Consider the following 25,602-nt stretch of genomic DNA (forward strand, 5'->3'; position numbering starts at 1 on the left):
ACGATCGCCGCCCTTCGCACCGACGGCTACCGTCGGATTCCCACCGACCGCACCCGCCTTCCCTGACACCGCCGCACGGCTCCCGCTCCCCGTCTCTGAGGGGCGGGCACCGCGCGCGGACCGTCAGGCGGTGACGCGCTCGTAGACGGCGATCATCGCCGCGGTCCGCGACGACTGGCGGAAGCGCTCGCGCATCGTCGGGTCGGGGATGCGCGCGGTTCCGGCGGCGATGTCGGATGCCGCCTGCCGCAGCGCGGCCGCGAGCGCGGCCGTCGACGGGTCCGCCGTGACGCCGTCCCCCGCCGTCCAGTGGCCCGACTCGAGCTCGGCGGCCAGATCGGGGTCGCTCACGACGGCGGGCGTGCCGAGCGAGGCCGCCTCGAAGATCGTCATCCCCTGCGTCTCGAAGCCGATGGAAGTCTGCACGACCGCGTCGGCGGCGGCGATCCGCCGCAGTGTCTGCGGGTACGGCATCCGTCCCGCGAACGTCACGGACGCGCGAGGCCGCAGCTTCTCGAGGAGCCGCCGCGCCGCACGGAGCTGGCCGCCGCCGCCGATGATCTCGATGTCGGCGTCGATGCCCGACGCGGCCACCGCCTCGAGGAAAGGCAGCAGGCGCTTCTCGGGGCTCATCCGGCCCAGCCAGACCAGCCGCGGCCGGCCGGGGGCGCGCTCCGTCTCGCCGGCGAGGACCTCGTCGAGCACGTCGTCGTCGATGCCGTTCCAGATCACGTCGACCATGGGCGGAGTCGGCGCCGCCTCCAGGTGGGGCAGGACGCCGCGGCGCCCGGCGGGAACCGCCCCGTGCGCCTCGAGCCGCCGGGCGAAGTGCGACGACGGCGCGGTGACGGCATCCGACCGGAGCGCGAACCGGCGCAGGTACGCCCAGCCGTCCCGGCCGGCCGGCTTCGCCTCGCCGGCGACGCCGAGGGCGCGGCGCTGCCAGGCGTTGAGCACGCGCAGCACGGTCTTCGGGAAGGGCGCGGTCGCCTCGATGCCGACGTCGACGCGGTTGTGCATGGTGTGCACCACCGGCAGCCCGTGGCGCTGCGCATACCGGTGCCCGATGAGGGCGCCCCAGAAGTCGGCCTGCACATGGACGACGTCCACCGGCGGGCGCCCGGTCGCCTCGACGAGGCGGCGGAGGGCGGCATCCAGCCATCGATCGGTGCGCCGGCCCGGCCACGACATCGAGTACTCGCGATCGACCGTGATCGGGATCGACGGCAGGTCCACGTACGAGGGATCGGATGCCTCCGCCCGAGCCCGCGGCCCGTGCATCGCCGGCGCGACCAGCGTGACGGTGTGGCCGGCCCTCTCGAGGAAGCGGCGCTGCAGCCGCATCGACACCTGCGCCCCGCCGAGCGACTCGACGTGCTGGTCGCCGAACATCAGGACGTGCACGGTGCGCTACTCCGGCAGCGGCTCGTCGCGGTACAGCGCCTCGAACGTGTCGAGCGTGCGGCGCATGTCATGCACCTTGACCCCCTCCAGCGAGGCCTGCTGCATGCGCAGGCGCTCCTCGGGCGACTGGGTGAGCACGGTCGTGAGCTTGGCCGCGAGGTCGTCCACGTCGCCGGGGCGGAAGAGGTAGCCGTTCTCGCCGTCGTGGACGAGGTGCGGGAGCGCGACGGCGTCGGCCGCGACGACGGGCAGTCCCGACGCCATCGCCTCCATCGTGGCGATGGACTGCAGCTCGGCGATCGAGGCGATCGCGAACACGCTCGCGTTCGACAGCAGCGACCGCAGCTCCTCGTCGCTGGTGTGCCCGTGGAAGTGCACGCGCTCCGTCAGGCCGAGCTCCTCGGTGAGCTGCTCGAGGTTGCGGCGCTGATCGCCGCTGCCGACGATGTCGAAGCGCACGTCGAGGGCGGGGTCCAGGGCGGCGATCGCGCGCAGGATGACGTCGATCTGCTTCTCGGTGGTGAGGCGTCCGACGAAGACGATCCGGTGCGCGTCGCGCGGCGTGAAGTCGGCGGTGTAGTTCGACGCGTCGATGCCGCAGCTGATCGGGATGACGCCCTTGATGTCGATGGTCGACTCGAGGAAGTCCGCCGCCTTGCGCGTCGGCGTGGTGACCGCGCGCGTCAGGTCGAACGTGCGCTTCGCGTCAGCCCACGCAAGTTTGACGAAGCGCTTGTTCAGCACGTCGGGCAGCGTCGTGAAGTCGAGGATGTTCTCGGCCATCACGTGGTTGGTCGCCACGATCGGGATGCCGCGCTTGGTCGCCTCGCGCGACAGGCCGCGGCCGATGACGATGTGGGACTGGATGTGCACGACATCGGGCTTCACCTGGTCGAGCACGCGCCGGGCGTAGTGCTTCGACCGGAACGGCATGACGAAGGTGAGCCAGTCGTGCGGGTACCAGCGCCACGACGGCAGCCGGTGCATCGTCATCGGCTGGCCCTCGATCACCTCGGTGAAGGTGCCGTGCTCGCGGTGCGTCTTGCTGGGGGCCATCACGTGCACCTCGTGGCCGCGGGACACCAGGCCGGCGGCGAGGCGCTCGGCGAACCGCGCCGCGCCGTTCACGTGCGGCAGGAAGGTGTCGGCGCCGATGAGGATCTTCAGCGCGCGCGGGGGCGCGGCATCGGCGGACGTGTCGTCGGGCGTCGCAGGATCGGTCACGGGATTGGGCCTGTCTGTGCGGCGGGGGGGCGCGGTGGCGGGGGTGGGACACACGCGGGCTCCACTGTACCCGAGGGGTTTCCCCGACCTCCCCAGGAACGCGCCAGACGGCCCCCGTACGCTGGGGGGCATGCCCCGACTGCAGGCCGACGCCGACCCCAGCCTCTGGGTTCCCGTGACCGAATCCTTCGGCTTCCGCGGCCGCCGCCATCGCAAGGCGGCCATCCGGATGCTGCTCGGCCAGGCGCAGACCGCGCTCGGCGGCGCCGCGGGGACCGCCCTCCCCGGTCCCGCGGGCGACGCGCGCACCGGCGCCCGGCCGGGGAGCGGCATGGCGGCGTGGGCGATGAGCCAGGTCGCGCCGTTCCTCATGCGCAGGGCCGCCGGCAGGGTGCTCGTCTGGGTGTGGAAGGCCGACGCCGAGCTGGTCGTCGTGATGGCCCAGATCCAGCAGGCGACCAACGATCTGCGTGCCGCGCGCGCGATGATGCCGATGGAATACGACGACACCGAATCGTTCCGCAACCCGTACCTCGGCGTCGGGGAGAAGCTCGAGATGTCGCTGCCGTCCGATCCGCGCACGCCCCCGTTCGCCACCTACACGTGGGACACCGGCACGCACTTCGTCACCGTCAACGCCGTGTGCTCCGACCGGGCGCGGTTCGGTACCGTGATCGGCAGCGTCGACGACCTCGCCCGCACCGTCCGCGTCGTCGACGACCTCGCGGTGGGCGAGTCGCCCGACGTGCTGCGCATCGAGCCCGGGAACTGACCCGACGAGGCCGAACCCGAGGAGCGCACGTGACCCCCGAGCCGAGGCATCCCGCATCCCATCGACCGCTGCGCATCGGCGTGCAGCTGGCGCCCCAGCACGGCTCCTACAGGGCCTACCGCGACGCGGTGCTGCGCGCGGAGGAGATGGGCGTGGACGCCATCTTCAACTGGGACCACTTCTTCCCGCTGACCGCGCCGATGGACGCGGAGCACTTCGAGGCCTGGACGGTGCTCGCCGCGATGGCGGAGCAGACCGAGCGGGTCGAGTTCGGCCCACTGGTGAACTGCAGCTCGTACCGCAATCCCGACCTGCAGGCCGACATGGCCCGCACCGTGGATCACATCAGCGCGAGGGCGACCGGGACCGGCCGGCTGATCTTCGGCACCGGCTCGGGGTGGGCCCAGCACGACTACGACGAGTACGGCTACGAGTACGGCACGGTCGGGTCGCGCCTGGATGCCCTCGCCGAGGACCTGCCCCGCATCCGCGCCCGGTGGGACCGGCTGAATCCGGCGCCGACCCGCCGCATCCCGGTGCTCATCGGCGGGCAGGGAGAGCGCAAGACACTGCGCCTGGTCGCGCAGCACGCCGATATCTGGCACACCTTCACGAAGCTCGACGACCTGCCGCGCAAGATCGCCGTGCTCCACGAGTGGTGCGCGCGGGAAGAGCGCGACCCCGCCGATATCGAGCTGTCGACCGGCTACACGATCCGCGGATTCGGGCCGCTGCTGGAGACGGATGCCCCGGCCCGCCTGTACGAGCTCGGGTTCCGGCTCATCATCCCTGCCATCGACGGACCCGAGTACGACCTGTCGCCGCTCGTCCCCCTCCTGGAGTGGCGGAGCCTCGTCAACGGCTTCCGTCCCTGAGAATCACGCGTGGTGCACGACGCGCGCCGGGGCGGGCGGGTGCCACACTGAGCCCGTGGACTCGACTCTCCTTGCCAACCTGTCGTGGTCGCTCGCCGCGCTCGTGCACGCCGCGATCGTCATCACCGCCCTCATCGTCATCCCGCGCGGGCGCAAGCCGACGGCGGCGATGGCGTGGATCCTGCTCATCGTGGTGCTCCCCGGGTTGGGGGTGGTGCTGTACCTCGTCATCGGCAACTTCCGGCTGCCGCAGAAGCGACGCGCAGAACAGGCGCGCATCGACGAGATCATCCGCAGCCGGGTGGACGCAGGCGCACTGGATGAGACGGATGCCGCGTGGCCGCGCTGGTTCCAGCGCGTGGTGCAGCAGAACCAGGCGCTCACCGCCCTCCCCGCCTCGTCGGGCAACGAAGCGACGCTCCTGCCGCACTACCAGGAGTCGATCGACGCGATGACCGCCGAGGTCGACACCGCGGTGGACTTCGTGCACATCGAGTTCTTCATCGTCGGGTGGGACGACACCACCCGCGGATTCTTCGCCGCGATGGAGCGCGCCGTCGCGCGCGGCGTCACGGTGCGCCTCCTGGCCGACTACGTCGCGACCAAGAAGGTGGCCGACAGCGAGAAGATGCTGGCCGAGCTCGACCGCATCGGCGTGAAGTGGGCGTGGATGCTCCCCGTCGAGCCGTTCAAGGGCAAGTACCAGCGCCCCGACCTGCGCAACCACCGCAAGATCGTCGTGGTGGACGGACGCGTCGCGTTCATGGGTTCGCAGAACCTCATCGCCCGGCACTACGACTCGCCGAAGAACATCAAGCGCGGCCTCAAGTGGCAGGAGCTCATGACGCGGCTGACCGGGCCGGTCGTGGCATCCGTCAACACCGTCTTCCTGTCGGACTGGCTCATCGAGACCGGCGAGGACCTCTCGCAGACGGCCCAGGTGCCGCCGGCCCGGCTTCCGGTGTCGGCCGCGCCCGACGCGCTGCAGTGCCAGGTGGTGCCGAGCGGTCCCGGCTACGACACCGAGAACAATCTGCGCCTGTTCCTCTCGCTCATCTACGGAGCCACCGAGAAGGTCATCCTCACGAGTCCCTACTTCGTCCCCGACGAGGCCATGGTCTACGCCATCACGACCGCGTGCCAGCGCGGCCTCGAGGTGCAGCTGTTCGTCTCCGAGATCGGCGACCAGTTCATGGTGTGGCACGCGCAGCGGTCGTACTACACCGCCCTGCTCGAGGCGGGCGTGCGCATCTTCCTCTACCCCGCGCCGTTCATCCTGCACTCGAAGCACTTCTCGATCGACGACGACATCGCCGTGATCGGGTCGAGCAACATGGACATCCGCTCGTTCAGCCTCAACAGCGAGGTGTCGCTCATGGTGCGCGGCGCGTCGTTCGTCACCGCGATGCGCGAGGTGGAGCAGGCGTACCGCGACGCGGGCCGCGAGCTCACCCTGGAGGAATGGCGTCGCGAGCCCGCCCGGGCCACGTTCCTCGACGGTCTGATGCGCCTCACGTCCGCGCTGAACTGACCGCTGGCCGCGGGTCTTCGCGCGCGTCAGACCTTGAGGTCCTGGCGGGGCACGACGACCTCGCGGATGATGAGCAGGATCGAGGCCATCACGGGCAGGGCGACCAGCACGCCGACGATCCCCGCGAGCGCGCCGCCGGCGAGGGCGCCGATCAGCACGAGGGCGGCGGGGATCTCGATCGCCTTGTTCATGACGCGCGGGCTGATGACGTACGACTCGAGCTGGATGTAGACGAGGTAGGCGACGAAGAAGATCAGCGCCTGCGTGGGGCTCGTGAACAGCGCGATGACCGACGCGAAGATCCAGAAGATCACCGAGCCGAACAGCGGGATGAGGGTGACGACGAACGCGATCACCGCCATGAGCGCGGGGAACGGCAGCTGGATGACCAGGTGCAGCACGAAGACGGCGGCGGCGTTGAGCGACGACAGGATGACCGAGCCGATGAGAGCGCTTCCGACCGAGCCGGTGATGCGCTCGGTGAGGTCCTCCAGCCGCGGGCGATTGCGCGCCGGCGCCAGCGAGTAGAGGGCGCGCTTGGCCGCCGTCAGCGACGCGAGGAAGTAGAGGGTGAGGGCGATGACGATGAAGCTCGCCGAGATCGCGGCGACGAAGCCGACCCCGACCGCCAGCACTCCGCCACCCAGCATCGCGAGGGTCGACGGCGCGGAGATCCAGGATGCGACCTGCTCGAGCGCGCCCAGCACCGCGACCTGGGCGTCCGGGGCCAGCCGCGCGAACCACTCGGACTCGGGGATGTTCTCGACGAGCTCGGGGATCGCCTGCACGAGCTGCACGACCTGGGCGATGACGGGCGGCAGCACGAACACGAAGACCGCGACCATCACGAGGGCGAAACCGCAGAAGACGATCGCGATGCCGATGCTGCGCTTGACGCGGTGACGTTCCAGCATGCGCACCAGCGGGTCCAGCCCGACCGCCAGGAACATCGCCAGGGTGATGTAGACGAGGATCGTCGAGATCGAGCCGATCGCCGACCCCAGCACGAGCGCCGCGAGCACGCCGATCGTCACGAGGAAGCCGGTCGCCAGCGGGTGGTCGAGCGCTGCGCTGATGCGGGCCAAGCCTCGCGGCCGCTCATCGACCGGCGCACCGGCGCCACCCGAGTCGGCGAGGACTGGTTCATCGGTCATGGGGACATGATGCCCCCAAGTCGTCCGCAAATCGTCTATATCGCGTCATGTGATCCGCGTGGAATCGGAGGTAGTCTCGCCGCCAAGGCACCCGCCGCCGAGGCGGGCGCACATCTCACAGCGACGGGCGCTGCCCGTCCCGACGATTGGACCCCTGGCATGGGCGGCAGTATCTGGGACCTGATTCTCTGGTTCTTCTGGATCTTCGTGTTCGTGGCGTACCTGATGGTGGTGTTCTCGATCATCGCCGACATCTTCCGCGATGACTCGCTGAACGGATGGCTGAAGGCGATCTGGATCATCTTCCTGATCTTCGTGCCGTTCCTCACCGCGCTGATCTACCTCATCGCCCGCGGCAACGGCATGCAGAAGCGCTCGATCGCCCAGGCGCAGGAGCTTCGCGCCGCGCAGGACGCGTACATCCGGCAGACCGCGGGTTCCGGCGGAAGCGCGGCCGACGACATCGCCAAGGCCAAGACCCTGCTGGATTCCGGCGCGATCACACAGGCCGAGTTCGACGCCCTCAAGGCGAAGGCGCTGGCGGCCTAGCCGCCACGGATCAGGAGGACTGACATGACGACATTCGACTACGGGCCCATCGAGTTCTATGCGATCGCATTCGACGGCGACCGGCCGGGTCCCGGGGTGCTGCAGGCGATCGACGACCTCGTGGCCTCCGGCACCGTGAATCTGCTCGACCTCGTGTTCGCGCGGCGTTCGCCCGAGGGCGAGATCGAGGTGCTGGAGCTCTCCGACACGGTCGATGATGGCGCCCCCGCTCTCGACCTTGCGGGGCTCGCCGGCCAGGAAGACATCCTGTACCTCGCCGACAGCCTCGAGCCCGGCAAGTCGGCGGCGATCCTCGTCGTCGAGCTGCTGTGGGCCAAGTCCTTCGCCGCGGCCCTGTACGACGCCGGCGGCGCCGTCATCGCCCGCGAGGGCATCCCTGCACCGATCGTGAACGCGTTCCTCTCCGAGCACGCGGACTGAAGGAGGAGAAAGACATGCCACTGGGAAGAGGAGGCCGCCCCGGCCTCATCGGAATGGCTGCCCGCACCGCGGTCGTGGCCGGCACTGCGACCGCCGTCTCGGGGCGCGTCCAGCATCGCCAGCAGGAGAAGTACTACGAGCAGTCGCAGCAGGAGGCCTATGAGGCCGCCCAGCAGCAGGCGGCCATGGACCAGGCTGCAGCCCAGGCCGTCGCCAACGCCCAGGCCGCTCAGGCGCCTGCGCCGGCGGCGCCGGCCGCGGGCGACGACATGATGGCCAAGCTCGGCCAGCTCGCCCAGCTTCACGCGCAGGGGATCCTCTCGGACGAGGAGTTCACCGCCGCGAAGGCCAAGCTGCTCGGCTGACCGCTGCACGCCGGAGGGCCGCTTCCCTGGGGGGCGGCCCTCTCGCCGTTCCAGCGCGGCGCGCAGGCGCTCAGCCGCCCGGCCGGTCGTCCCCGCCGTCGCCGATCCCGTCCGGATGATGGTGTCCGCCGCCCCCACCGCCGGTCGGAGGGTTCCCGGACGGCCGTCCGCCGGGTCCGGCATCACCGCCCGGAGGTCGCGCGGACAGCTCCTCGATCCGCGCCATGAGCGCACGCACCTGGGCGCGGGTCGCGGGCTCCTGGTCGTCGCGATCGCGGGCGGCCCGCTCGAGCACCCACGACGCCAGCGTCGCGGTGATGACGCCGGCCAGCGCCACTCCGCCCAGCATCAGGCCCACGCCCACCCATCGCCCGGCATCCGTCACCGGCACGTAGTCGCCGAAACCCGTCGTCGTCACCGTGACGCACGACCACCAGAGGGCGATCGCGAACGACGTGATGTCGGCATCCGGCGCATGGCGCTCGGCCTCGAGCACCGCCAGCGACGCGATGTAGACGAGGATGGCCGAGGCACCGGCGCCGTAGACGAGGATGCGGGTGCGCAGTACCCCGCCGGCCGTGGTTCTCAGGCCCGGCATCAGCGTGAGCACCCGCAGCAGACGCACCAGGCGCAGCACGGGGATGAGGGTGAACGTCAGCGCGGCGAGGTGGGTGCGGAACCAGGTGCGACGGTCCTCCGCCAGCATGAGCCGGACGAGATAGTCGACGATGAACATCGCCCACGTGACGAACACGACCGTCGTCGCGATCGTGCGGGCCGTCCCGTCGAGGTCGGCGATCACCCGCCACGAGTACGCCACCAGGTAGGCGAGCCCGGCGATGACGAGCACCGTCTCGGTGCGTGCATGCCAGGTTCGCTCGTCCACAGCCGAATCATGGCGCATGGGGCCGCGCGACGGCCCGCAGGCGCGCCCGCGCGCCGGGATCGCACCGCGCATCGCTCGCGATGCGCGGTGCCCGGCCGCTAAGGTGTGGCCATGTCGGGCCCCACCGCGCCCTCGCCGGAGCCGGCCGGAGCACCGGCGCCGCGGCTCACCGTCCGCCGCCTCGTGCTGCTGTCCATCCCCGCGATCCTCATCGGCGTGCTGTCGGCGCTCACGCTCCGGGTGCTCGAGGAGATCGCCGACGGGCTCGAGGATGTGCTGTGGACGAGCATCCCGGGCTCCCTCGGCATCGACCCGGACTCGGGGTGGTGGATCTTCGCCGTCCTCACCGCCACGGGCGTCGCGGTGGGGATGGTGGTGTGGCTCGTGCCCGGACATGCGGGGCCCGACTCAGCCACCACCGAGCTGGCCGCGACACCGATTCCGCTGTCCGCCCTCCCAGGGCTCGCGGTGGTGCTCATCCTGAGCCTCGCCGGAGGGGTGAGCCTCGGGCCCGAGAACCCGATCATCGCGGTGAACGTCTCGCTGGCGGTGGCCCTCGTCGCCCGCATCGCGCGCGCGGTGCCGGCGCCGCTCGTGGGGGCGCTGGCGATCTCGGCGACGATCGGCGCCCTGTTCGGCACGCCGGTGGCTGCCGCCCTCGTGTTCACCGGCATGGTGGGCGGGTTCGCGATGGGCGGGTCGCTGTGGGACAAGCTGTTCCTGCCGCTCGTCGCGGCAGGAGCGGGTTCGGTCACCACCTTCCTGCTCGGCGGCGGCTTCGGCGCGGCGGCGCCGTTCGCGCCCTACGGCACACCGCAGCCGCTCGATCTGCTCCGCGGCGCGCTCATCGCGTGCGCGGCCGCCGCGTTCGCGCTGGTCGGCGTCTACCTCTTCCCCCTCGTGCACCGCGCCTTCCACGCCCTGCGGCATCCGCTCCTCTTCACCGTCGCCGGCGGCGTGGTGCTCGGCGGCCTCGGCGCGATCGGCGGACCCCTCACCCTGTTCAAGGGACTGGATCAGAGCGCCGAGCTCCTCGCCGACCCGGGCGACCACCCACCGGCACAGCTCGTGCTGATCCTGCTCGTGAAGCTGGCGGCGCTCGTCGTCGCGGCATCCGCCGGCTTCCGCGGCGGGCGGATCTTCCCCGCGGTCTTCCTCGGAGTGGCGGCGGGACTCCTCGGCAGCGCCCTCGTGCCGGGCATGTCCCCCTCGCTCGCAGTGGCCTGCGGCGTGCTGGGCGTGGTGATCGCCATCGCCCGCGACGGCTGGGTCGCGCTGTTCGTGGCGGTGGCGATGGTGGACGACATCACAGTGCTGCCGGTGCTCTGCCTCATCGTGCTGCCGGCGTGGCTGGCGGTCACGTGGGCGCGACCGATGCTGATCACGCCCGAGGACCTCGCCCGCGAGCGGTCGCCCGCCGCCCTGCCGTGGGAACGCCGGTCGGCCGGGCACGGCACGTCGGCCACCCGGGACTGATCAGCCGGCTGCGGGCGCGCGCGAGTCCTGCTCGAGGGCCGCGGCGTTGCGGATGAACAGCACGATCCACGTGAAGACCAGGATGCCGGCGACCAGCTCCACCGCCGTGAGCGTGTAGTAGCCGGCGAAGAAGAACCCCGCCAGCACGAGCGTGACCCCGAGGAACAGCCAGCCGAGCACCACGAACGCGCGCGGGATGCCGGTGATCCATCGGGGCAGCCCGATGACGAGCACGCCGTACGCGACGACCATGCCGGAGGCGACACCGGTGTGCAGGGCGAAGAAGTCGTCGACGGGGAACAACCCGACCAGCCCGAGGAACACTCCGACCACGATCAGGCTGACCCGAACCCGCCCGACGCCCTTCGGGTTGTCGGTGGGGATGCCGCGTGTGGAGTACCGCGCGAGCGTCGTCACCAGGAAGCCGGCGACGATGATCGTGATGTTGAAGGCGAAGGCCGACACGTTCGACGACATGCCGAGGGCGCTGAGGTTGTCCTTCCACCAGTCCGGGTCGCTGGCGGTGAGCATGCTGGCGAGGACTCCGAACACCAGGAACACGGCGAGGACGGCGGCGAGCAGCTGCAGGTCCATGTGGCTCGCCGAGTAGAAGGCGACGTACCCGCTCGCCGCCGCCGCCGCGCCGCTGAGGAGGATCGCCGCCACGGGGAACACCTGCGCGCCGATGAACGCCTGCTCGAGGATGACCGCCAGCAGCGTCCAGCCCAGGAGCGCGATGACGCCGTGCGCGAAGGCGAGGGCCGCGACATCGAGGTAGTCCAGCACGCCGTACCGGCTGCGGCCGCCGCGCACGTGGACCGCGAACCGGCCGGCGATCACCGCGGCGAGCGCCGTGACGCCCGAGGCGATCGCGGCGAACTGTCCGGCGGACCCGGGGCCGGCGATCGGCGCGGGCTGGAGCCCGAACGCCGCGAGGGCGGCCAGCCCGACGACGACGAACGCGAGCGCGCCGACGCCGAGGGCGAGGGATTCCAGCGAGCGCTCGCTGGAGGCGTCGAGCAACCGCGTCGCGGTGAGGCTGCGCCGCGTCGCGGGCTCGTCGGGGACCTTCGAGTCGAGTGAGGTCTGGGTCATGACTGCCTCCGGGTGCGAGGTGGGCGAGCGGTCGGGTCAGGAAGGAGAAGCGGCGTCTCGCGCCGCGGCGGCGGGGGTCGCGGTGCGGTCGCCGGAGAGCCAGCGCAACCATAGCGAGCCGGGGTCGCCCTCGAGGACGAGCGCCCGGACGAAGAGCGTGAGCGGGATGGACAGGATCGCGCCGAGCGGGCCGATGACGAAGGTCCAGAAGATCACCGAGAAGAAGCTCAGCGTGAGGCTGAGGTCCACGGCGTCGCTGACGAACTTCGGCTGCACGAGCACCTGCAGCACGACGTTGACGACGCTGTAGACCGCGATCACCGCGAGCAGCAGCGGCCAGCCGCCCACGACGAACGCGAGCACCGCGGGCGGGATCAGGCCCAGGATGAAGCCGATGTTCGGGATGAAGTTCGTCACGAACGCCAGCACCGCCCACACGATCGGCGCCGGCACGCCCAGAGCCCACAGGGCCACGCCGTCGATGATCGCCACGACCGCCCCGAACGACGCGTTCACGACGTAGTAGCGACGGATGCCGCGGTTCAGGCGCCGGACCCGCGCCAGCACCGGTCGGCGCTCGGCGCCGAACACGCGCTCCGCGTCGCGATACCGTGCCGCGTCGGCCGCCGTGAAGATGATGTACGAGACGACGAAGAAGAGCGCCGTCAGGACGGCGAGCACCGTCCCCCCGAAACTCGAGAAGAGCTGCACGAGCGCCTGCGGATCGAGGACGGAGGCCGCGGCATCCGTCGCCTCCTGGGCGAGCCCTGCCGACGCGAGCCAGGCGCGGAAGTCGTCGACGCCGCCACGCAGCTGATCGAGGTAGTCCCTGACGAGCTGCGCGAACTCCGCGCCGGCCACCCACAGCAGCAGTCCCATCAGCGCCAGCACCAGGTAGGCGACGAGGATGACCGCGGTGGTGCCCGCCCACCGCGGCCAGCCGCGGCGATCGAGCGGGCGGCGGACGGGCTCGCAGATCACGACGAGCACGATGCCCAGCGCGAGCGGCCCGACCAGCTCGCGCGCGAAGTACACGCCCGCGAGCACGATCACGGACGCCGCCAGCACGATCAGCACCCTCGCACCCGGCGACAGCACGGGTGCCGGCGGGGCGGGCGGCGCAGCGCGGGTCACGGCGCCAGGGTATCGAGGAGTTGCAGCGGCGGTGGGAGCGGCGCGCTCGCATCGCGGGAGCGGGGCCGCGCTCCGATCCCTGTCGCGGAGGCGGCGGGAGGTGGCACACTGAGCGCATGTCACTGACCGAGACGAGCCCGATCGCCCAGAGCTGGGCGGCCCCGCGATCGCTGCAGCAGCACCTCGACGACGGCCGTGCGGCGCGCGAGCGGACGCCGCGCGAGTCCCTGGCCGTCCTGCCGACCGGCGATCGCGACCCGATGGGGATCCTCGACGCACAGGACGAGACGCGCGTTCCCGAGCTGGTCCCGATCCGCACCGAGCGCATGGCGGCGAACCCGTTCGCGTTCTATCGCGGCACCGCGGCGCTCATGGCGGCAGACCTCGGACGCTCGCCGAGCACGGATCTGCTCGTCGGATCGTGCGGCGACGCGCACGTGGCCAACTTCGGCCTGTACGGGTCACCGCAGCGCACCCTCGTGTTCGACCTGAACGACTTCGACGAGGCCGCGTGGGCGCCCTGGGAGTGGGACCTCAAGCGCCTCGTCACGAGCATCGTCATCGCCGGCCAGGCTACGTCGCGCGACGACCGGGTGATCCGCGATGCGGCGCTCGAGGCGGTGCGCACCTACGCACGGTCGCTCCGCGCAGGCGCCAAGCGCAGCCCGCTGAAGCGCTACTACGACCGGTTCGATGCGCTCGCGGCCGAGGAGGCCGCGGACGCCGAGACCCGCGACGTCATCGCCGGCGCCGTCCGGGACGCCGAGCGGCGCACCGGCAAGCGCGCCGCCCGCAAGCTCACCACCGTCGACGAGAACGGGCGCGTCGTGTTCGTCGAGTCGCCGCCCACCATGACGCACGTCGGAGCGCTCATGGAGGGTCGCGTGCTGAGCGTGCTCGACCAGTTCCGCGATTCGGTGAGCGTCGACATCCGCGCGCTCCTCCAGAAGTACTCGCTCTCGGACGTGTCGCTGCGGGTGGTGGGCGTCGGCAGCGTCGGCACGCGCTGCTTCCTGCTGTCGATGCAGGACGGCGACGACGGGGTGCTGCTCCTCCAGGGCAAGGAGGCCGGTCGCAGCGTCCTCATCGAGCACGGCGGCATCGATCAGCCGCCCGGGGTGGCCCGCTACATCGAGCAGCACGGCGAGGGCGGCCGTGTCGTGGCGATGCAGCGCATCCTGCAGGCCGTCTCAGACCCCTTCCTCGGCCACGTGCGGCGGTCGCCCGAGGGAGCCCAGCGCGACTTCTACGTGCGGCAGTTCCACGACATGAAGGGCGGCTTCGAGATCGACACGCTCGACGACGTCCCCTTCCGGTGGTACGCCGACGCGTGCGCGGCGACGCTCGCCCGTGCGCACGGGCAGTCGCCCGACGCGGCCACGGTCTCGGGCTACGTCGGCCGCGGCAAGGCCGTGGGCGAGGCGATCCTGGAGTGGGCGTACGCGTACGCCGCGCTCTCGTACGCCGACTGGGATCTCTTCCGCCGGCACCGCAACGTCGACGCGGTCTGACCGCGGCCCTGGCGGCGGCGTGCGCGCACAGCGTCGGACGTCTGTGCAGACACGCCGGATCACGGATGCCTCGGCCCGGCGTGTCGCCGAGAACCTCCGATTCCGTGCCCGGCGTCAGGCGGACGGCGGGTGGGACTCGAGCCACTCCCGTCCGACGCGCTTGGCGACCTTGAGCAGCCAGGCGTCGGTGATCACCTCGCGCAGGTGATCGGTGGCGACGGCGTCGAGCCGCACGAGCACCGCGGGAAAGCCGTCGAAGTGCGGGATGGTGAAGAACGCGTCGGGATACGTCTCGAGCAGCGCCTCCTTCACCTGGAGTCCGTCGGTGCGCACGCCCACGATGTCGCCCGCCGGCCAGCTGCGGCCGAGCGCCTCGAGCTGCTCGAGGTCGCGCCGGCTCGGGCCGCGCTGACAGACGAAGGCGCCGGCCGGCGTGCGCCAGGTCGCCCCGCCGCGGTGCCCGTCGACGCGCTCGACCACCTCCGGCAGGTCGAGCGCGATGGCGCGCACGTCGTCGAGGGTCGCCATGCCCCCATGGTGTCGCACCCGTGGCTTCCGCGTAACCGGCTGCACCGGCGCACGGACACCACGGGACCTTCGGCTCACCCGGGCGTGCCCGCACGCTCGTAGCGTGTGCGGTGGAGCCCTCGCGGGCCCGATCCGGAAGTGAGGCACATCATGAAGCGCCTGCCCGTGCAGATCACCCTCGGCGCGGTCGTCCTCGTCGCCGGCGTGCTGCTGTTCATCCAGACCGCCGGGTGGGCGACGATCCCCGGCCCCGTCTGGGCCGCTGTGCTGGCCGTGGCGAGCGGCGCGTTCTGGTACGTGTTCCTCGCCGACGCCGTCGCGTGGTGGGCCGCCATCCCCGGTGCGGCGCTCGCCGGCGCCGCCGTCACACCGCTGATGGAACTCGACCCCGACGGACTCGGCCAGTGGACCGAGGTGCCGATGCTGGCCCTGCTCGGCGTCGGCTTCGCGGCGATCTACCTGCGAGACCACCGCCGCTGGTGGGCGATCATCCCGGCCGGGGTGCTGCTGACGCTCTCGATCGTCATCGCCATCGCGGCGGCGGCGAGCGGTCCCGTCGTCGGGGCCGTCTTCCTGACCGGCGCGGCCGTGACGTTCGCCCTGGTCGCGCTGCTGCCCGGCGGCCAGACGCGCCGGTGGTGGGCGCTGATCCCTGCCGGGGCGCTCGCGATCGCCGCGCTCGTCGTGCTGGCGGGAGCGTCGGAGTGGCTCCTCGTGCTGAACCTCGCCTGGCCGCTGGCGATCGTGGCCGCCGGCACGTTCATCATCTGGCGCGCGCTGCGCCCCAGCCGCCGCTGAGGCGTCCGCTCAGGATGCCGGACCGCCGGGCCGATCGGCATCGCCGGTCGCCGGCGCGATCGGTGTGCGCGGGCGCCACACGACGATCTCGGTCGCCCGGCGCACACGGGTGCCGTGCCGCAGCGTCACCACCGAGCCCGTCGAGCCGGCCGCGAAGACGCGCGCGCCCGGGCGCTTCTCGAGCTCGGCGCGCATGCGGTCCTCGAGGTCGCGCACGCGGCCGTGGAGCTCCTGCACGCGGTTCTCGAGCTCGAGGATGCGCATGATCGCCGGAAGGCCGATGCCGTCGGACGACATGCGCGCGACCTCGCGAAGCTGCTCCACGTGGCGCAGTGAGTACCGCCGGGAGCCGCCCTGCGTGCGGTCGGGCACGACCAGACCCAGCCGGTCGTACTGACGGAGCGTCTGCGGGTGCATGCCCGACAGTTCGGCGGCGACGGCGATCGCGAAGATCGGGGCATCCTCGTCGATCTCGTTCTCGGTCATCATCGTCACCTCCTCACGTCCCGAAACGAGGATGTCAGCCCCGCGCCTTCGTCATGAGGTCGGCGCGCGGGTTCTCCTTCGGCTCCAGGCTCTGGAACCGCTCGAGCGCCTCGCGGGCGGCGTCGTCGAGGTGCGACGGCACGGCCACCTGCACCTCGGCGAGCAGATCGCCGGTGCCCTTGCTCGTCTGCACTCCTCGACCCTTCACCCGCAGAACGCGGCCGGAGGGGGTGCCCGGCGCGACGCGCAGCCGCACCGGGTCGCCGCCGAGGGTCGGCACCTCGATGGTCGCACCCAGCGTCGCCTCGGTGAACGTCACCGGCACGACCACCCGGAGGTTCAGGCCCTCCCGCGTGAAGACCGGATGCGGCCGCACGGCCACCTGCACCACGACGTCGCCGTGCTCGCCGCCGTCGGGCGACGGGCGGCCGCGGCCGCGGAGCCGGATCTTCTGCCCGTCGGACACGCCGGCCGGGATCTTCACCTTGAAAGGCTTGCCGTCGTCGCCCTGGAGCGTGATCGTCTCGCCCTTGGTCGCCGTGATGAAGTCGATCGTCGTGCGCGCCGTGACGTCGGCGCCCCGGGTCGGGCCGCCGTAGCCGCGGAAGCCCCCGCTCGGCTGCCCGAACCGGCCCGTGCCGAACCCGGTGCCGCGCTGCTGCTGATTGAACATCGCGAAGATGTCGTCGAAGTCCTCGGCGGACTGGTACCGGGCACCGCGGCCCTGGTTGAACATCGAGAAGACATCCTCGAAGCCCCCGGCGCCGCCCTGGCCGCCCGCGGTGAAGCGGGCACCCGAGCCCATTGCGCGGATCTGGTCGTACTCCTTGCGCTGCTCGGGGTCGGAGAGCACCGAGTACGCCTCGCTGACCTCCTTGAACTTCGCCTCGGCGGCCGCGTCACCCTGGTTGGAGTCGGGGTGGTACCGGCGGGCGAGCTTGCGGTACGTCTTCTTCAGGTCCGCCTCGCTGACGTCCTTGGCGACGCCGAGCACCGAGTAGAAGTCCTTGTCGAACCAGTCCTGACTGGCCATGGATGCCCCTCTCCGGTGCTACTCGGCCGGCACAGCGACGACGACCTTCGCCGGACGCAGTTCCACCGAGCCGAGCCGATAGCCGATCTCGACGACCTCGAGGATCGTCGTCTCGGTCACACCCGGGGTCGGCGCCTGGAAGATGGCCTCGTGCTGCTGCGGGTCGAACACCTCGCCGGACGCACCGTAGGTGCTGAGCCCGATCCGCTCGGCGACGCCGCGGAGCTTCTCGGCGATCGCCGCGAACGGCGAGCCCTCCTCGAGGTCGCCGTGCTTCTCGGCACGGTCGAGGTCGTCGAGCACGGGCAGCAGGCCCTTCGCGACCGCTCCCTTGGCGCGCTCGATCTCGACCTCGCGCTGCTCCTCGGTGCGGCGGCGGTAGTTGGCGTACTCCGCCTGCAAACGCTTCAGGTCGTTCAGCAGCTGCGACTCGAGGTCGGCGATCACGGCGTCCTCGGCCGCGGCATCCGCGTTCTGCTGCGCACCCAGGATGTCGTCCACGGTCAGCTCGTCGCCGTCGGCGTCGCCCGCGTCCTGCGGCGCGGGGCCGGAGGCGTCCGCCTCCGGCCCCTCACCCTCAGGCCGGACCTCGCCGCCGTCTTCCGGCTCTTCGACCGGGTCGGGATTGTGGTCCTTGTTCGCCATGATTACTTCTTCTCGTCCTCGTCTTCGACGACCTCGGCGTCGACGACATCCTCATCGGAGGTCGCCTGGTCCTGCTGGTCGCCGGCCGGCGCGTCGGTCGGGGCATCGGTCGGCTGCGAGGCCTGGCTCGAGGCGTAGATGGCCTCGCCCAGCTTCGTCTGCGACTGCGAGAGCTTGTCGAACGCGGTCTTCACGGCGTCGTCGTCCTCGCCCGCCAGAGCGGTCTTCAGCGCGTCGACGTCGCCCTGCACCTCGGTCTTCACGTCGGCGGGGAGCTTGTCCTCGTTCTCCTTGATGAGCTTCTCGATCGAGTACGACAGCGTCTCGGCCTGGTTGCGGATCTCGGCGGCCTCACGGCGCTTCTTGTCCTCGGCCGCGTGCTCCTCGGCCTCGCGCACCATCCGCTCGATGTCGTCCTTCGGCAGCGACGAGCCGCCGGTGATCGTCATCGACTGCTCCTTGCCGGTGCCCTTGTCCTTCGCCGACACGTGGACGATGCCGTTCGCGTCGATGTCGAAGGTGACCTCGATCTGCGGGATGCCGCGCGGCGCCGGCGCGATGCCGGTCAGCTCGAACGTGCCCAGCGGCTTGTTGTCGCGGGTGAACTCGCGCTCGCCCTGGAAGACCTGGATCGCGACCGACGGCTGGTTGTCGTCGGCGGTCGTGAAGGTCTCCGAGCGCTTGGTCGGAATGGCGGTGTTGCGCTCGATGAGCTTGGTCATGATGCCGCCCTTGGTCTCGATGCCGAGGCTCAGGGGGGTGACGTCGATGAGCAGGACGTCCTTGCGCTCGCCCTTGAGGACGCCGGCCTGGAGGGCAGCGCCCACGGCGACGACCTCGTCCGGGTTCACGCCCTTGTTGGGCTCCTGGCCGCCGGTCTCCTTCTTGACCAGCTCCGACACGGCGGGCATGCGGGTCGAGCCGCCGACGAGCACGACGTGGTCGATGTCGCCGACCTTGATGCCGGCCTCGCGGATGACGTCCTCGAACGGCTTCTTGGTGCGGTCGAGCAGGTCCTTGGTGAGGTCCTCGAACTTCGCGCGCGTGATCGTCTCGCTGAGCGACACCGGGCCGGAGTCCGTGAGCGAGAGGTACGGCAGGTTCACGGAGGTGCTCGTCGACGAGGAGAGCTCCTTCTTCGCCTGCTCGGCGGCCTCCTTCAGACGCTGCAGCGCGATCTTGTCGCCCGAGACGTCGACGCCGGTGGTGTCCTTGAACTGCTTGATCAGGTAGTCGACGACACGCTGGTCCCAGTCGTCGCCGCCGAGGCGGTTGTCACCGGCCGTGGCGCGCACCTGGATGGTCGAGAAGTCGTCGTCCTTGCCCACCTCGAGCAGGGAGACGTCGAAGGTTCCGCCACCGAGGTCGAAGACGAGGATGAGCTCGTCCTCCTTGCCCTTGTCGAGTCCGTATGCGAGGGCCGCGGCGGTGGGCTCGTTGATGATGCGCAGCACGTTCAGGCCCGAGATCTCCCCGGCCTCCTTCGTGGCCTGGCGCTCGGCGTCGTTGAAGTACGCGGGGACGGTGATGACGGCGTCCGTCACCGTGTCGCCGAGGTACTGCTCGGCGTCGCGCTTGAGCTTCTGGAGGATGCGCGCCGAGATCTCCTGCGGCGTCCAGCGCTTGCCGTCGACGTCGAAGCCCCAGTCGGTGCCCATGTGGCGCTTGACCGACGAGACGGTGCGGTCGACGTTGGTGACGGCCTGGCGCTTGGCGGTCTCGCCGACGAGCACCTCGCCGTCCTTCGTGAATGCGACCACCGACGGGGTCGTGCGGAAGCCCTCGGCGTTCGCGATGACCTTGGGCTCGCCGCCCTCCAGGACGCTCACGACCGAGTTGGTCGTACCGAGGTCGATTCCAACAGCACGTGCCATGTGTTTCTCTCCTTCGTGTGGGTGGAGACGGATGCCGCCACCCGGGGTTTACGGGAAGCCTTCTCGCACCCTCGACCGCTCGAACGTGAGGGTTGAGTCGCGATGGCTCAACCATACGCCGGGTGCCGGCATCCGTCAAATCAAACTTGATACGGATGGACTCAAGTTCACTCGGCGACACGCGGCGCATCGGGGTGTGCGCAGGTCAGGATGCCCTCGCCCCGGACGCCCGGCGGTTCGTCTGCACGCGCCCCGTCCATGCCGCGAACCATCCGGCGTCGGGGACCCGCGCCAGGAGCGGGCCCGCGATCATCGTGATCAGCACGTAGGCCGTCGCGAACGCAGCGAGCGACCTGTCGACTCCGGCGCCGACGGCGAGCCCCGCGATGACGATCGAGAACTCCCCGCGCGGGGTCAGCGCGAAGCCCGCCCGCCATCGGCCGGCCTCGGCGATGCCCACCGCCCGCGCCGCCCGGTATCCGGTCAGGACCTTCGTCGCCATCGTCACGACCGCGAGCACGGCCGCAGGGATGAGGACGGCGACGAGGTCGGCCGGATCGGTGGACAGGCCGAAGAACAGGAAGAACACCGAGGCGAACAGGTCCCGCAGCGGCGACAGCAGCCGGTGGGCGTGGGCGGCGACGGGTCCGGAGATCGCGATGCCGACGAGGAAGGCCCCGACCGCGGCCGACACGTTCGCCTGGGCCGCGAGCCCCGCGACGATGAGCGTGAGCCCGAGCACCGAGAGCAGCAGCACCTCGGCGCTGCGGGACCACACCAGGCGCGAGACGACCTTGCCGTGGCGCAGCGCGATGTACAGGATCAGGGTCACCGCGGCGAGGGAGACGACGACGGTCACGACCGCCGCCCCCGGGTCCAGGCCGATGAGCACCGCCGTGAGGATCGGCAGGTAGAACGCCATCGCGAGATCCTCGATGACGAGGATCGACAGCACGACGGGGGTCTCGCGGTTCGCGAGGCGCCCCAGGTCCTGCAGCATCCGCGCGATCACCCCCGACGACGAGACCCACGTGATGCCCGCCAGTGCGAGCGCGGCCACCGGCCCCCAGCCGAGGATCAGCGCGGCGAGGGCCCCGGGCGCCGCGCCCAGCACCGCGTCCAGGACGCCGGCACGGCGGGAACGGCGGAGATTGCCGAACAGTTCGTCGGCGGTGTACTCCAGCCCGAGCAGCAGGAGCAGGAGGATGACGCCGATCTCGGCGCCGACCTCGATGAACTCCTCGCCCGCGCTGAACGGGAGGAGGCCTCCCTCTCCGAACGCGAGTCCCGCCAGGAGGATGAGCGGGATCGGAGAGATGCCGATCCTGCCCGCGAGCCGGCCGAGCAGGGCGATGCCGAGGAGGAGCGCGCCGATCTCGATGAGAACGAGCGCTCCGTCGTCCATGTCACACCCCGTCGATGATGCGCGCGAGATGCTCGAGGCCGTCGGGCGTGCCGACGGCGACGACCGTGTCGCCGACCATCAGGAGGTCGGCGGGGCCGGGCGCCGGAAGCACGCCGCCACCCCGGACGATCGCCACGATCGAGCACCGGGTCACGGTGCGCGCCCGCGTGTCGCCGAGCCGGCGGCCGGCGAAGGGGCTGTCGGCCCGCAGCGTGATGTTGGCCGTCGAGAGCCCGTCGATCTGCTCCCGCAGCCCCGCGAGCTGGGTGAGGATCACCGATCCGCCGAGGACCTCCGACAGGGCGGTGGCCTCCTCGTCGGTCATCGCGACGCGCTGCGCGGCGCGGTCGGGATCCCGCTCGTCCGCGATGGCGAGTTCGCGCCCGCCGTCACGGAAGGTGACGACCGACAGCCGGCGACCGGCGTTGGTCTCGAGGTCGTGCCGCACGCCGATCCCGGGCAGCTCTGCACGTTGCACATGCACGGACATGCCCTCATGATTCCACTGCCGCCGGGGTTGCGGGGGACGATCCCGCGCGGCGGAGGCCGGGCGCGCAGGACCGCGTCAGGCCAGGAGCGTCTCGGCGCTCGTCGGCTTCGGGTCTGGCAGGCGTCGCATGCGGAACGCGTTGAGCACGCCCAGCACCGTCGCGAGGATCGGGATGAGGAGCGCGACCTGGAGCGCGATGTGACGAGCCTCCGTGTTGATGCGGATCACCTCGTCGGCGGCCTCCGGCGGCTCGTCGGCCAGGAGCTCCTCCAGGCCGGTGTTGGACATCAGCTGCGCGTCCTCCTCCAGCACGGTCGCCACCTGCTCCTGCTGCTGCGCGTCGAGCACCGTGCTGGAGTACGCCATCGACGTGAAGGTCGCCGCGAGAGTGGCGAGCATGATCGCGCCGGCGAACGCGAGCCCGAACGAGAGCCCGAACGACCCCGCGGCCGAGTTGACGCCGGCCGCCTCGCTCACCCGCTCGTCCGAGACCGGCGAGAGCGTGTAGTTGTTGAGCTGCGAGACCAGCAGGCCGAGCCCCGAACCGGCGATGACGAGCGGGACGGCGAGGTACCACCCCGAGTCGGCGATCGGGACGAGCGGCACGATCGCGACGAGCCCGACCAGCGCCAGCGAGAACCCGAGGAGGATGAGGTTGGCCGGACGCCCCTTGCCGCGGCGGCCGACCCATATCGCGACGACGAACATGCTGAGCGACAACGGCGCGATCGACAGGCCCGCCTGCAGCGCGTCGTACTCGAGCACCATCTGCAGATAGAGCGGCAGCACGATCATCGTGCCGCCGAGGGCGATCTGCTGCAGCAGCTGACCGCTCACCCCGGTGCGGAACGGCTTCGACGAGAACAGCGCCGGATCGAGCAGCACCGGCTTGCCCTTCTTCTTGCGCGCGTTCAGCCACCACGCCAGTCCCCCGAGCGCCACCACGCCGAGCCCGATGAGCAGGCCGACGTAGCCGCCGCCCTCCTGCCACACCAGGATTCCGAGCACGACGCCGCCCATGCCCACGACCGACAGCCCGGCGCCGACGAGGTCGATGGACCGGTCGCCGGTGTACTTCACGTCCTTGACGAGCCCGATGCCGAGCAGGACGACGCCGATGATGACGGCCTCGAGCGCGAACGCGACCCGGTAGGACCAGAACGTCGTGATGAATCCGCCGAGCAGCGGGCCGACCGCCGCGGCGATCGCCGCCGACGCCCCGACGAGCGCGTAGACCCGCTTCTGGTGGCCGCCGGCGAAGTTGCCGTGGATGAGCGACTGCATGGAGGGCAGGAGAAGGGATGCCCCGATCCCGCCGATCACCGCCCAGAAGATGATGACGGCGGTGAGGCTCTGCGCGAAGGTCATCGCCACTGCGCCCACGGCGTACCCGAGGAGGCCCAGGATGTAGGCGAGCTTGCGGCCGATGAGGTCGCCGGTCTTCCCCCCGATGAGGATGAAGGCGGCCGACACGAGCGCCTCGAGCGCGATGGCGCCCTGGACGCCGCTCGCCGTCGTGTCGAGTTCGCGCACGACGGCGGAGATGGAGACGTTCATGATCGACGTGTCCACCACCAGCACGAACATCGCCATCGCGAGCAGGAGGGCGAGGCGCCTGTTGAACGACGGCGCGGCGGCGGATTCCTCAGTCATGAACGAAGCAAACCATCACCGGCCTTCCGGGCGCTACGGTGAATGCGCACCAGCCGTTCATCGAAGGGGCCCAGCGTGACCGACATGAGCTCCCCCGTCCCGGGACCCGACGAACCCGGTCCCGCCGACGAGCACGCACTGTCGACCGCGGCGCTGAGCACCGACGGCCTCGACGACACCCCGGTGCCGCGGCGCCAGGTGTTCGCCTGGGCGCTGTGGGACTGGGCGACGCAGCCGTTCAACTCGGTCATCCTGACCTTCGTCTTCGTCTCGCTCTACCTGGTGTCCGACAGCTTCCTGCCGGAGGGCGTGGCCGGTCAGAACGCCGACGGCGAGCTGGTGTGCTCGCGGGCGGCGGATGCGGCGACCGAGTACTGCTCGGGCCTGGCCGACCTGTCGGAGTGGTACGGATGGGTGACCTTCGCCGCCGGCATCCTGATCCTGCTCCTGGCCCCGGTGCTCGGTCAGCGCGCCGACGCGGCCGGGACGAAGAAGCGCTGGGTCGTCGGCGCGACCGCCGCACTGGCGCTGCTGCAGTTCGCCCTGTTCTTCGTCCACAGCGACACGATGTTCTTCTGGCTCGGCGCGATCCTCGTCGCGCTGGGATCGGTGGCGTCCGAGATCGCCGGCGTCAACTACAACGCGATGCTGGTGCAGGTCTCCACGCCCAGGACGATCGGCCGGGTCAGCGGCCTGGGCTGGGGTCTCGGTTACATCGGCGGCATCCTCGCCCTCGCGATCGTGGTCGTGCTCAACACGGTCGGCTGGTTCGGCCTGGACGTGTCGGACGGCCTGGCGTACCGGCTCATCGCCGTCGGCGCCGCCGTGTGGACGGTCGTGTTCGCGCTGCCGTTCGTCTTCCTCGTGCCGGAGTCGGCCTCTCGCCCCGACCGCAGGCGCGTGGGGTTCTTCGAGAGCTACGCGGTCCTCGTGCGGGACGTGATCGCGCTGTTCCGCGAGCACCGCAGCACGTTCTGGTTCCTCATCGCCAGCGCGGTGTACCGGGACGGCCTCGCCGGCGTCTTCGCCTTCGGCGGGGTGCTCGCCGCGGTGTCGTTCGGCTTCGGCGCCACCGAGGTCATCGCCTTCGGCATCGCGCTGAACCTCGTCGCCGGCGTCTCGACGATCGTCGCCGGCCGCCTGGACGACCGGTTCGGAGCCCGCGCCGTCATCATCGCGGCGCTGTCGATCCTCATCGTGAGCGCCCTGTTCGTCTTCTTCCTCCGCGAAGGCGGCAAGCCGGTGTTCTGGATCGGGGGCATCATCCTCTCGGCCGCTGTGGGGCCCGCGCAGGCGTCGAGCCGGTCGCTGCTGGCCCGCGTCACCCCGCGCGACATGCAGGGCGAGGTGTTCGGCCTCTATGCCACGACCGGCCGCGTGATGAGCTTCCTCTCGCCGCTGCTGTGGTCGGCGTTCATCGCGGGATTCGGTGCGACCCACTACGGGATCCTCGGGATCGTCATCGTGCTGGCGGCAGGCCTGCTGCTGCTCATCCCGGTGAAGCTCAGGCCGGGCGACATCGGGCGATGAGTCCGACGGACCGGTCGGGGACGACCGGGGGCGCGAGGATCGGATACCCTCGCTTGCGGTGACCTGGTCACCGGTGCGACCCGGGGGGCGTCGCGACTCGCAGCGCAGCGCTACCCGGAAGGCACCGTGACGATCCCCCTCACCGAGCGACGACGGGCCGCGCGCCACCGGCGGGCGGTGGCGTACTGGTGCGTCATCATCGCGCTGCTGTTCTCCCTCTGGGTGGGCACCACCGTCGCGCCGCCGGTCTGGGTGCGCACGCCGGCGCTCTTCGGCCACCTGGCGGCGGTGATCGTGGGGCTCGGAGCCGCGGTCCTGCTCGAGATGAGCGGATTGCTGTGGATGCTGCGCCGCGCGGTCCTCGCCGACCTCCGGCGGGTCGAGCGCACCGTGACGGGCCTCGCGTGGCTCGGTATCGGCGGACTGCTCGCGACCGGGGCCTTCCTGCAGCCGGATCTGTCCGATCCCCTCACCACCGTCAAGATGGTCGCCGTGCTCGTCGCGGCGATGAACGGCGTCGCGATGACGCGGCTGACCGCCGAGCTCGCACGTCTTCCGGAGGGGGCGCGGTTCCGCGCGATCCCGCGGCGGCTCCAGCTGTGGTGCGTGTGGAGCGCGGTCGTCTCGCAGGCCGCGTGGTGGACGGCGGTGCTCATCGGCATGCTCAACACCGCTTCGCGATGATCTCCCGGCATTCTCGCCCTCGCCTCCCCCGCGGGCTCGGGTAGGCTCTAGCCTGACCG

25 protein-coding genes are annotated in these 25,602 nt (G+C 71.1%); 11 read left to right on the forward strand and 14 right to left on the reverse strand.

The window, feature by feature from the left end; genetic code table 11:
- Window positions 1-123: 123 nt before the first annotated feature.
- A complete protein-coding gene (locus tag ACWGUG_RS02150) occupies window positions 124-1,404 on the reverse strand; it encodes a glycosyltransferase family 4 protein (RefSeq protein ID WP_452323686.1) in 1,281 nt (426 codons plus the stop codon).
- 6 nt (window positions 1,405-1,410) lie between these two features.
- Entirely contained in the window at window positions 1,411-2,628 is a 1,218-nt protein-coding gene (locus tag ACWGUG_RS02155) for a glycosyltransferase (protein ID WP_452323687.1), read from the reverse strand.
- Window positions 2,629-2,758: 130 nt separating this feature from the next.
- On the opposite strand from ACWGUG_RS02155, the gene ACWGUG_RS02160 reads away from it, so the two are divergent.
- Genes ACWGUG_RS02160 through cls form a run of 3 tightly spaced genes read left to right on the forward strand, consistent with a single transcriptional unit; the run spans window position 2,759 to window position 5,806 of the window.
- Window positions 2,759-3,400, forward strand: a complete 642-nt coding sequence (locus tag ACWGUG_RS02160) for a hypothetical protein (protein WP_452323688.1) — start codon at window positions 2,759-2,761, stop codon at window positions 3,398-3,400.
- 29 nt (window positions 3,401-3,429) lie between these two features.
- Window positions 3,430-4,275 carry an LLM class F420-dependent oxidoreductase gene (locus ACWGUG_RS02165; RefSeq protein ID WP_452323689.1) on the forward strand — a complete coding sequence of 282 codons (846 nt, stop codon included), beginning with the start codon at window positions 3,430-3,432 and terminating at the stop codon, window positions 4,273-4,275.
- A 55-nt stretch (window positions 4,276-4,330) separates the two neighbouring features.
- Complete coding sequence (gene cls, locus ACWGUG_RS02170) at window positions 4,331-5,806, forward strand: cardiolipin synthase (RefSeq protein ID WP_452323690.1); 1,476 nt, start codon at window positions 4,331-4,333, stop codon at window positions 5,804-5,806.
- A gap of 26 nt (window positions 5,807-5,832) precedes the next feature.
- Here the strand turns inward: cls and ACWGUG_RS02175 are convergent, their stop codons facing one another.
- Window positions 5,833-6,960: an AI-2E family transporter gene (locus tag ACWGUG_RS02175; RefSeq protein WP_452323691.1), complete on the reverse strand. Its 1,128-nt coding sequence runs from the start codon at window positions 6,958-6,960 to the stop codon at window positions 5,833-5,835.
- Window positions 6,961-7,119: 159 nt separating this feature from the next.
- Here ACWGUG_RS02175 and ACWGUG_RS02180 point away from each other — a divergent pair, with 159 nt between their 5' ends.
- The 3 genes from ACWGUG_RS02180 to ACWGUG_RS02190 are packed head-to-tail and all read left to right on the forward strand — an operon-like array spanning window position 7,120 to window position 8,315.
- Complete coding sequence (locus ACWGUG_RS02180; RefSeq protein ID WP_452323692.1) at window positions 7,120-7,509, forward strand: SHOCT domain-containing protein; 390 nt, start codon at window positions 7,120-7,122, stop codon at window positions 7,507-7,509.
- A gap of 24 nt (window positions 7,510-7,533) precedes the next feature.
- Complete coding sequence (locus ACWGUG_RS02185; RefSeq protein WP_452323693.1) at window positions 7,534-7,950, forward strand: DUF6325 family protein; 417 nt, start codon at window positions 7,534-7,536, stop codon at window positions 7,948-7,950.
- Window positions 7,951-7,964: 14 nt separating this feature from the next.
- Complete coding sequence (locus ACWGUG_RS02190) at window positions 7,965-8,315, forward strand: SHOCT domain-containing protein (RefSeq protein ID WP_452323694.1); 351 nt, start codon at window positions 7,965-7,967, stop codon at window positions 8,313-8,315.
- 70 nt (window positions 8,316-8,385) lie between these two features.
- Here the strand turns inward: ACWGUG_RS02190 and ACWGUG_RS02195 are convergent, their stop codons facing one another.
- Complete coding sequence (locus ACWGUG_RS02195) at window positions 8,386-9,201, reverse strand: potassium channel family protein (protein ID WP_452323695.1); 816 nt, start codon at window positions 9,199-9,201, stop codon at window positions 8,386-8,388.
- A 111-nt stretch (window positions 9,202-9,312) separates the two neighbouring features.
- Between ACWGUG_RS02195 and ACWGUG_RS02200 the strand changes: the two genes are divergently transcribed.
- Window positions 9,313-10,677 carry an ion channel protein gene (locus ACWGUG_RS02200; RefSeq protein ID WP_452323696.1) on the forward strand — a complete coding sequence of 455 codons (1,365 nt, stop codon included), beginning with the start codon at window positions 9,313-9,315 and terminating at the stop codon, window positions 10,675-10,677.
- On the opposite strand, the gene ACWGUG_RS02205 is transcribed toward ACWGUG_RS02200, so the two are convergent.
- Both ACWGUG_RS02205 and ACWGUG_RS02210 read right to left on the reverse strand, forming a co-directional pair.
- Entirely contained in the window at window positions 10,678-11,772 is a 1,095-nt protein-coding gene (locus ACWGUG_RS02205) for a DUF998 domain-containing protein (protein WP_452323697.1), read from the reverse strand.
- A gap of 36 nt (window positions 11,773-11,808) precedes the next feature.
- Entirely contained in the window at window positions 11,809-12,906 is a 1,098-nt protein-coding gene (locus tag ACWGUG_RS02210; protein WP_452323698.1) for an AI-2E family transporter, read from the reverse strand.
- Window positions 12,907-13,022: 116 nt separating this feature from the next.
- Here ACWGUG_RS02210 and ACWGUG_RS02215 point away from each other — a divergent pair, with 116 nt between their 5' ends.
- Window positions 13,023-14,417 (forward strand): DUF2252 domain-containing protein, encoded by a 1,395-nt coding sequence (locus ACWGUG_RS02215; RefSeq protein ID WP_452323699.1) that lies wholly within the window; start codon window positions 13,023-13,025, stop codon window positions 14,415-14,417.
- 114 nt (window positions 14,418-14,531) lie between these two features.
- Here ACWGUG_RS02215 and ACWGUG_RS02220 read toward each other — a convergent pair whose 3' ends face one another.
- Window positions 14,532-14,945, reverse strand: coding sequence for an MmcQ/YjbR family DNA-binding protein (locus ACWGUG_RS02220; protein WP_452323700.1), 414 nt, complete (start codon window positions 14,943-14,945; stop codon window positions 14,532-14,534).
- A gap of 150 nt (window positions 14,946-15,095) precedes the next feature.
- Here ACWGUG_RS02220 and ACWGUG_RS02225 point away from each other — a divergent pair, with 150 nt between their 5' ends.
- On the forward strand, window positions 15,096-15,743 hold the full coding sequence (locus ACWGUG_RS02225) for a hypothetical protein (RefSeq protein WP_452323701.1): 648 nt from the start codon (window positions 15,096-15,098) through the stop codon (window positions 15,741-15,743).
- Window positions 15,744-15,752: 9 nt separating this feature from the next.
- Here ACWGUG_RS02225 and ACWGUG_RS02230 read toward each other — a convergent pair whose 3' ends face one another.
- The 7 genes from ACWGUG_RS02230 to ACWGUG_RS02260 form a co-directional block, all read right to left on the reverse strand.
- Window positions 15,753-16,232, reverse strand: coding sequence for a heat shock protein transcriptional repressor HspR (locus ACWGUG_RS02230; RefSeq protein ID WP_452323702.1), 480 nt, complete (start codon window positions 16,230-16,232; stop codon window positions 15,753-15,755).
- 31 nt (window positions 16,233-16,263) lie between these two features.
- Window positions 16,264-17,262: a DnaJ C-terminal domain-containing protein gene (locus ACWGUG_RS02235; RefSeq protein ID WP_336394159.1), complete on the reverse strand. Its 999-nt coding sequence runs from the start codon at window positions 17,260-17,262 to the stop codon at window positions 16,264-16,266.
- Window positions 17,263-17,280: 18 nt separating this feature from the next.
- Window positions 17,281-17,907 (reverse strand): nucleotide exchange factor GrpE, encoded by a 627-nt coding sequence (locus tag ACWGUG_RS02240; RefSeq protein WP_452323703.1) that lies wholly within the window; start codon window positions 17,905-17,907, stop codon window positions 17,281-17,283.
- A gap of 2 nt (window positions 17,908-17,909) precedes the next feature.
- A complete protein-coding gene (dnaK, locus tag ACWGUG_RS02245; RefSeq protein WP_452323704.1) occupies window positions 17,910-19,781 on the reverse strand; it encodes a molecular chaperone DnaK in 1,872 nt (623 codons plus the stop codon).
- A 205-nt stretch (window positions 19,782-19,986) separates the two neighbouring features.
- On the reverse strand, window positions 19,987-21,186 hold the full coding sequence (locus ACWGUG_RS02250; RefSeq protein ID WP_452323705.1) for a cation:proton antiporter: 1,200 nt from the start codon (window positions 21,184-21,186) through the stop codon (window positions 19,987-19,989).
- Window position 21,187: 1 nt separating this feature from the next.
- The gene (locus tag ACWGUG_RS02255) at window positions 21,188-21,676 is read right to left on the reverse strand and encodes a cation:proton antiporter regulatory subunit (RefSeq protein ID WP_336394155.1); all 489 of its coding nucleotides are present in this window, start codon (window positions 21,674-21,676) and stop codon (window positions 21,188-21,190) included.
- A gap of 75 nt (window positions 21,677-21,751) precedes the next feature.
- Complete coding sequence (locus ACWGUG_RS02260) at window positions 21,752-23,329, reverse strand: MFS transporter (RefSeq protein WP_336394154.1); 1,578 nt, start codon at window positions 23,327-23,329, stop codon at window positions 21,752-21,754.
- Between the two features lie 84 nt (window positions 23,330-23,413).
- Between ACWGUG_RS02260 and ACWGUG_RS02265 the strand changes: the two genes are divergently transcribed.
- Window positions 23,414-24,859: an MFS transporter gene (locus ACWGUG_RS02265; protein WP_452323706.1), complete on the forward strand. Its 1,446-nt coding sequence runs from the start codon at window positions 23,414-23,416 to the stop codon at window positions 24,857-24,859.
- A 126-nt stretch (window positions 24,860-24,985) separates the two neighbouring features.
- Complete coding sequence (locus tag ACWGUG_RS02270) at window positions 24,986-25,543, forward strand: hypothetical protein (RefSeq protein WP_336394153.1); 558 nt, start codon at window positions 24,986-24,988, stop codon at window positions 25,541-25,543.
- The last annotated feature ends 59 nt before the right edge of the window (window positions 25,544-25,602 follow it).

It is taken from the genome of Microbacterium sp. NPDC055455, assembly GCF_053619935.1.

Coding starts and splice junctions, on each gene's coding strand:
- ACWGUG_RS02260 (WP_336394154.1), bottom strand. CDS start 23,329: ATGACTGAGGAATCCGCCGCCGCGCCGTCGTTCAACAGGCGCCTCGCC.
- ACWGUG_RS02255 (WP_336394155.1), bottom strand. CDS start 21,676: ATGTCCGTGCATGTGCAACGTGCAGAGCTGCCCGGGATCGGCGTGCGG.
- ACWGUG_RS02220 (WP_452323700.1), bottom strand. CDS start 14,945: ATGGCGACCCTCGACGACGTGCGCGCCATCGCGCTCGACCTGCCGGAG.
- ACWGUG_RS02205 (WP_452323697.1), bottom strand. CDS start 11,772: ATGACCCAGACCTCACTCGACTCGAAGGTCCCCGACGAGCCCGCGACG.
- ACWGUG_RS02265 (WP_452323706.1), top strand. CDS start 23,414: ATGAGCTCCCCCGTCCCGGGACCCGACGAACCCGGTCCCGCCGACGAG.
- ACWGUG_RS02200 (WP_452323696.1), top strand. CDS start 9,313: ATGTCGGGCCCCACCGCGCCCTCGCCGGAGCCGGCCGGAGCACCGGCG.
- ACWGUG_RS02240 (WP_452323703.1), bottom strand. CDS start 17,907: ATGGCGAACAAGGACCACAATCCCGACCCGGTCGAAGAGCCGGAAGAC.
- ACWGUG_RS02190 (WP_452323694.1), top strand. CDS start 7,965: ATGCCACTGGGAAGAGGAGGCCGCCCCGGCCTCATCGGAATGGCTGCC.
- ACWGUG_RS02235 (WP_336394159.1), bottom strand. CDS start 17,262: ATGGCCAGTCAGGACTGGTTCGACAAGGACTTCTACTCGGTGCTCGGC.
- ACWGUG_RS02230 (WP_452323702.1), bottom strand. CDS start 16,232: ATGATGACCGAGAACGAGATCGACGAGGATGCCCCGATCTTCGCGATC.
- ACWGUG_RS02225 (WP_452323701.1), top strand. CDS start 15,096: ATGAAGCGCCTGCCCGTGCAGATCACCCTCGGCGCGGTCGTCCTCGTC.
- ACWGUG_RS02160 (WP_452323688.1), top strand. CDS start 2,759: ATGCCCCGACTGCAGGCCGACGCCGACCCCAGCCTCTGGGTTCCCGTG.
- ACWGUG_RS02175 (WP_452323691.1), bottom strand. CDS start 6,960: ATGACCGATGAACCAGTCCTCGCCGACTCGGGTGGCGCCGGTGCGCCG.
- ACWGUG_RS02250 (WP_452323705.1), bottom strand. CDS start 21,186: ATGGACGACGGAGCGCTCGTTCTCATCGAGATCGGCGCGCTCCTCCTC.
- ACWGUG_RS02180 (WP_452323692.1), top strand. CDS start 7,120: ATGGGCGGCAGTATCTGGGACCTGATTCTCTGGTTCTTCTGGATCTTC.
- dnaK (WP_452323704.1), bottom strand. CDS start 19,781: ATGGCACGTGCTGTTGGAATCGACCTCGGTACGACCAACTCGGTCGTG.
- ACWGUG_RS02215 (WP_452323699.1), top strand. CDS start 13,023: ATGTCACTGACCGAGACGAGCCCGATCGCCCAGAGCTGGGCGGCCCCG.
- ACWGUG_RS02185 (WP_452323693.1), top strand. CDS start 7,534: ATGACGACATTCGACTACGGGCCCATCGAGTTCTATGCGATCGCATTC.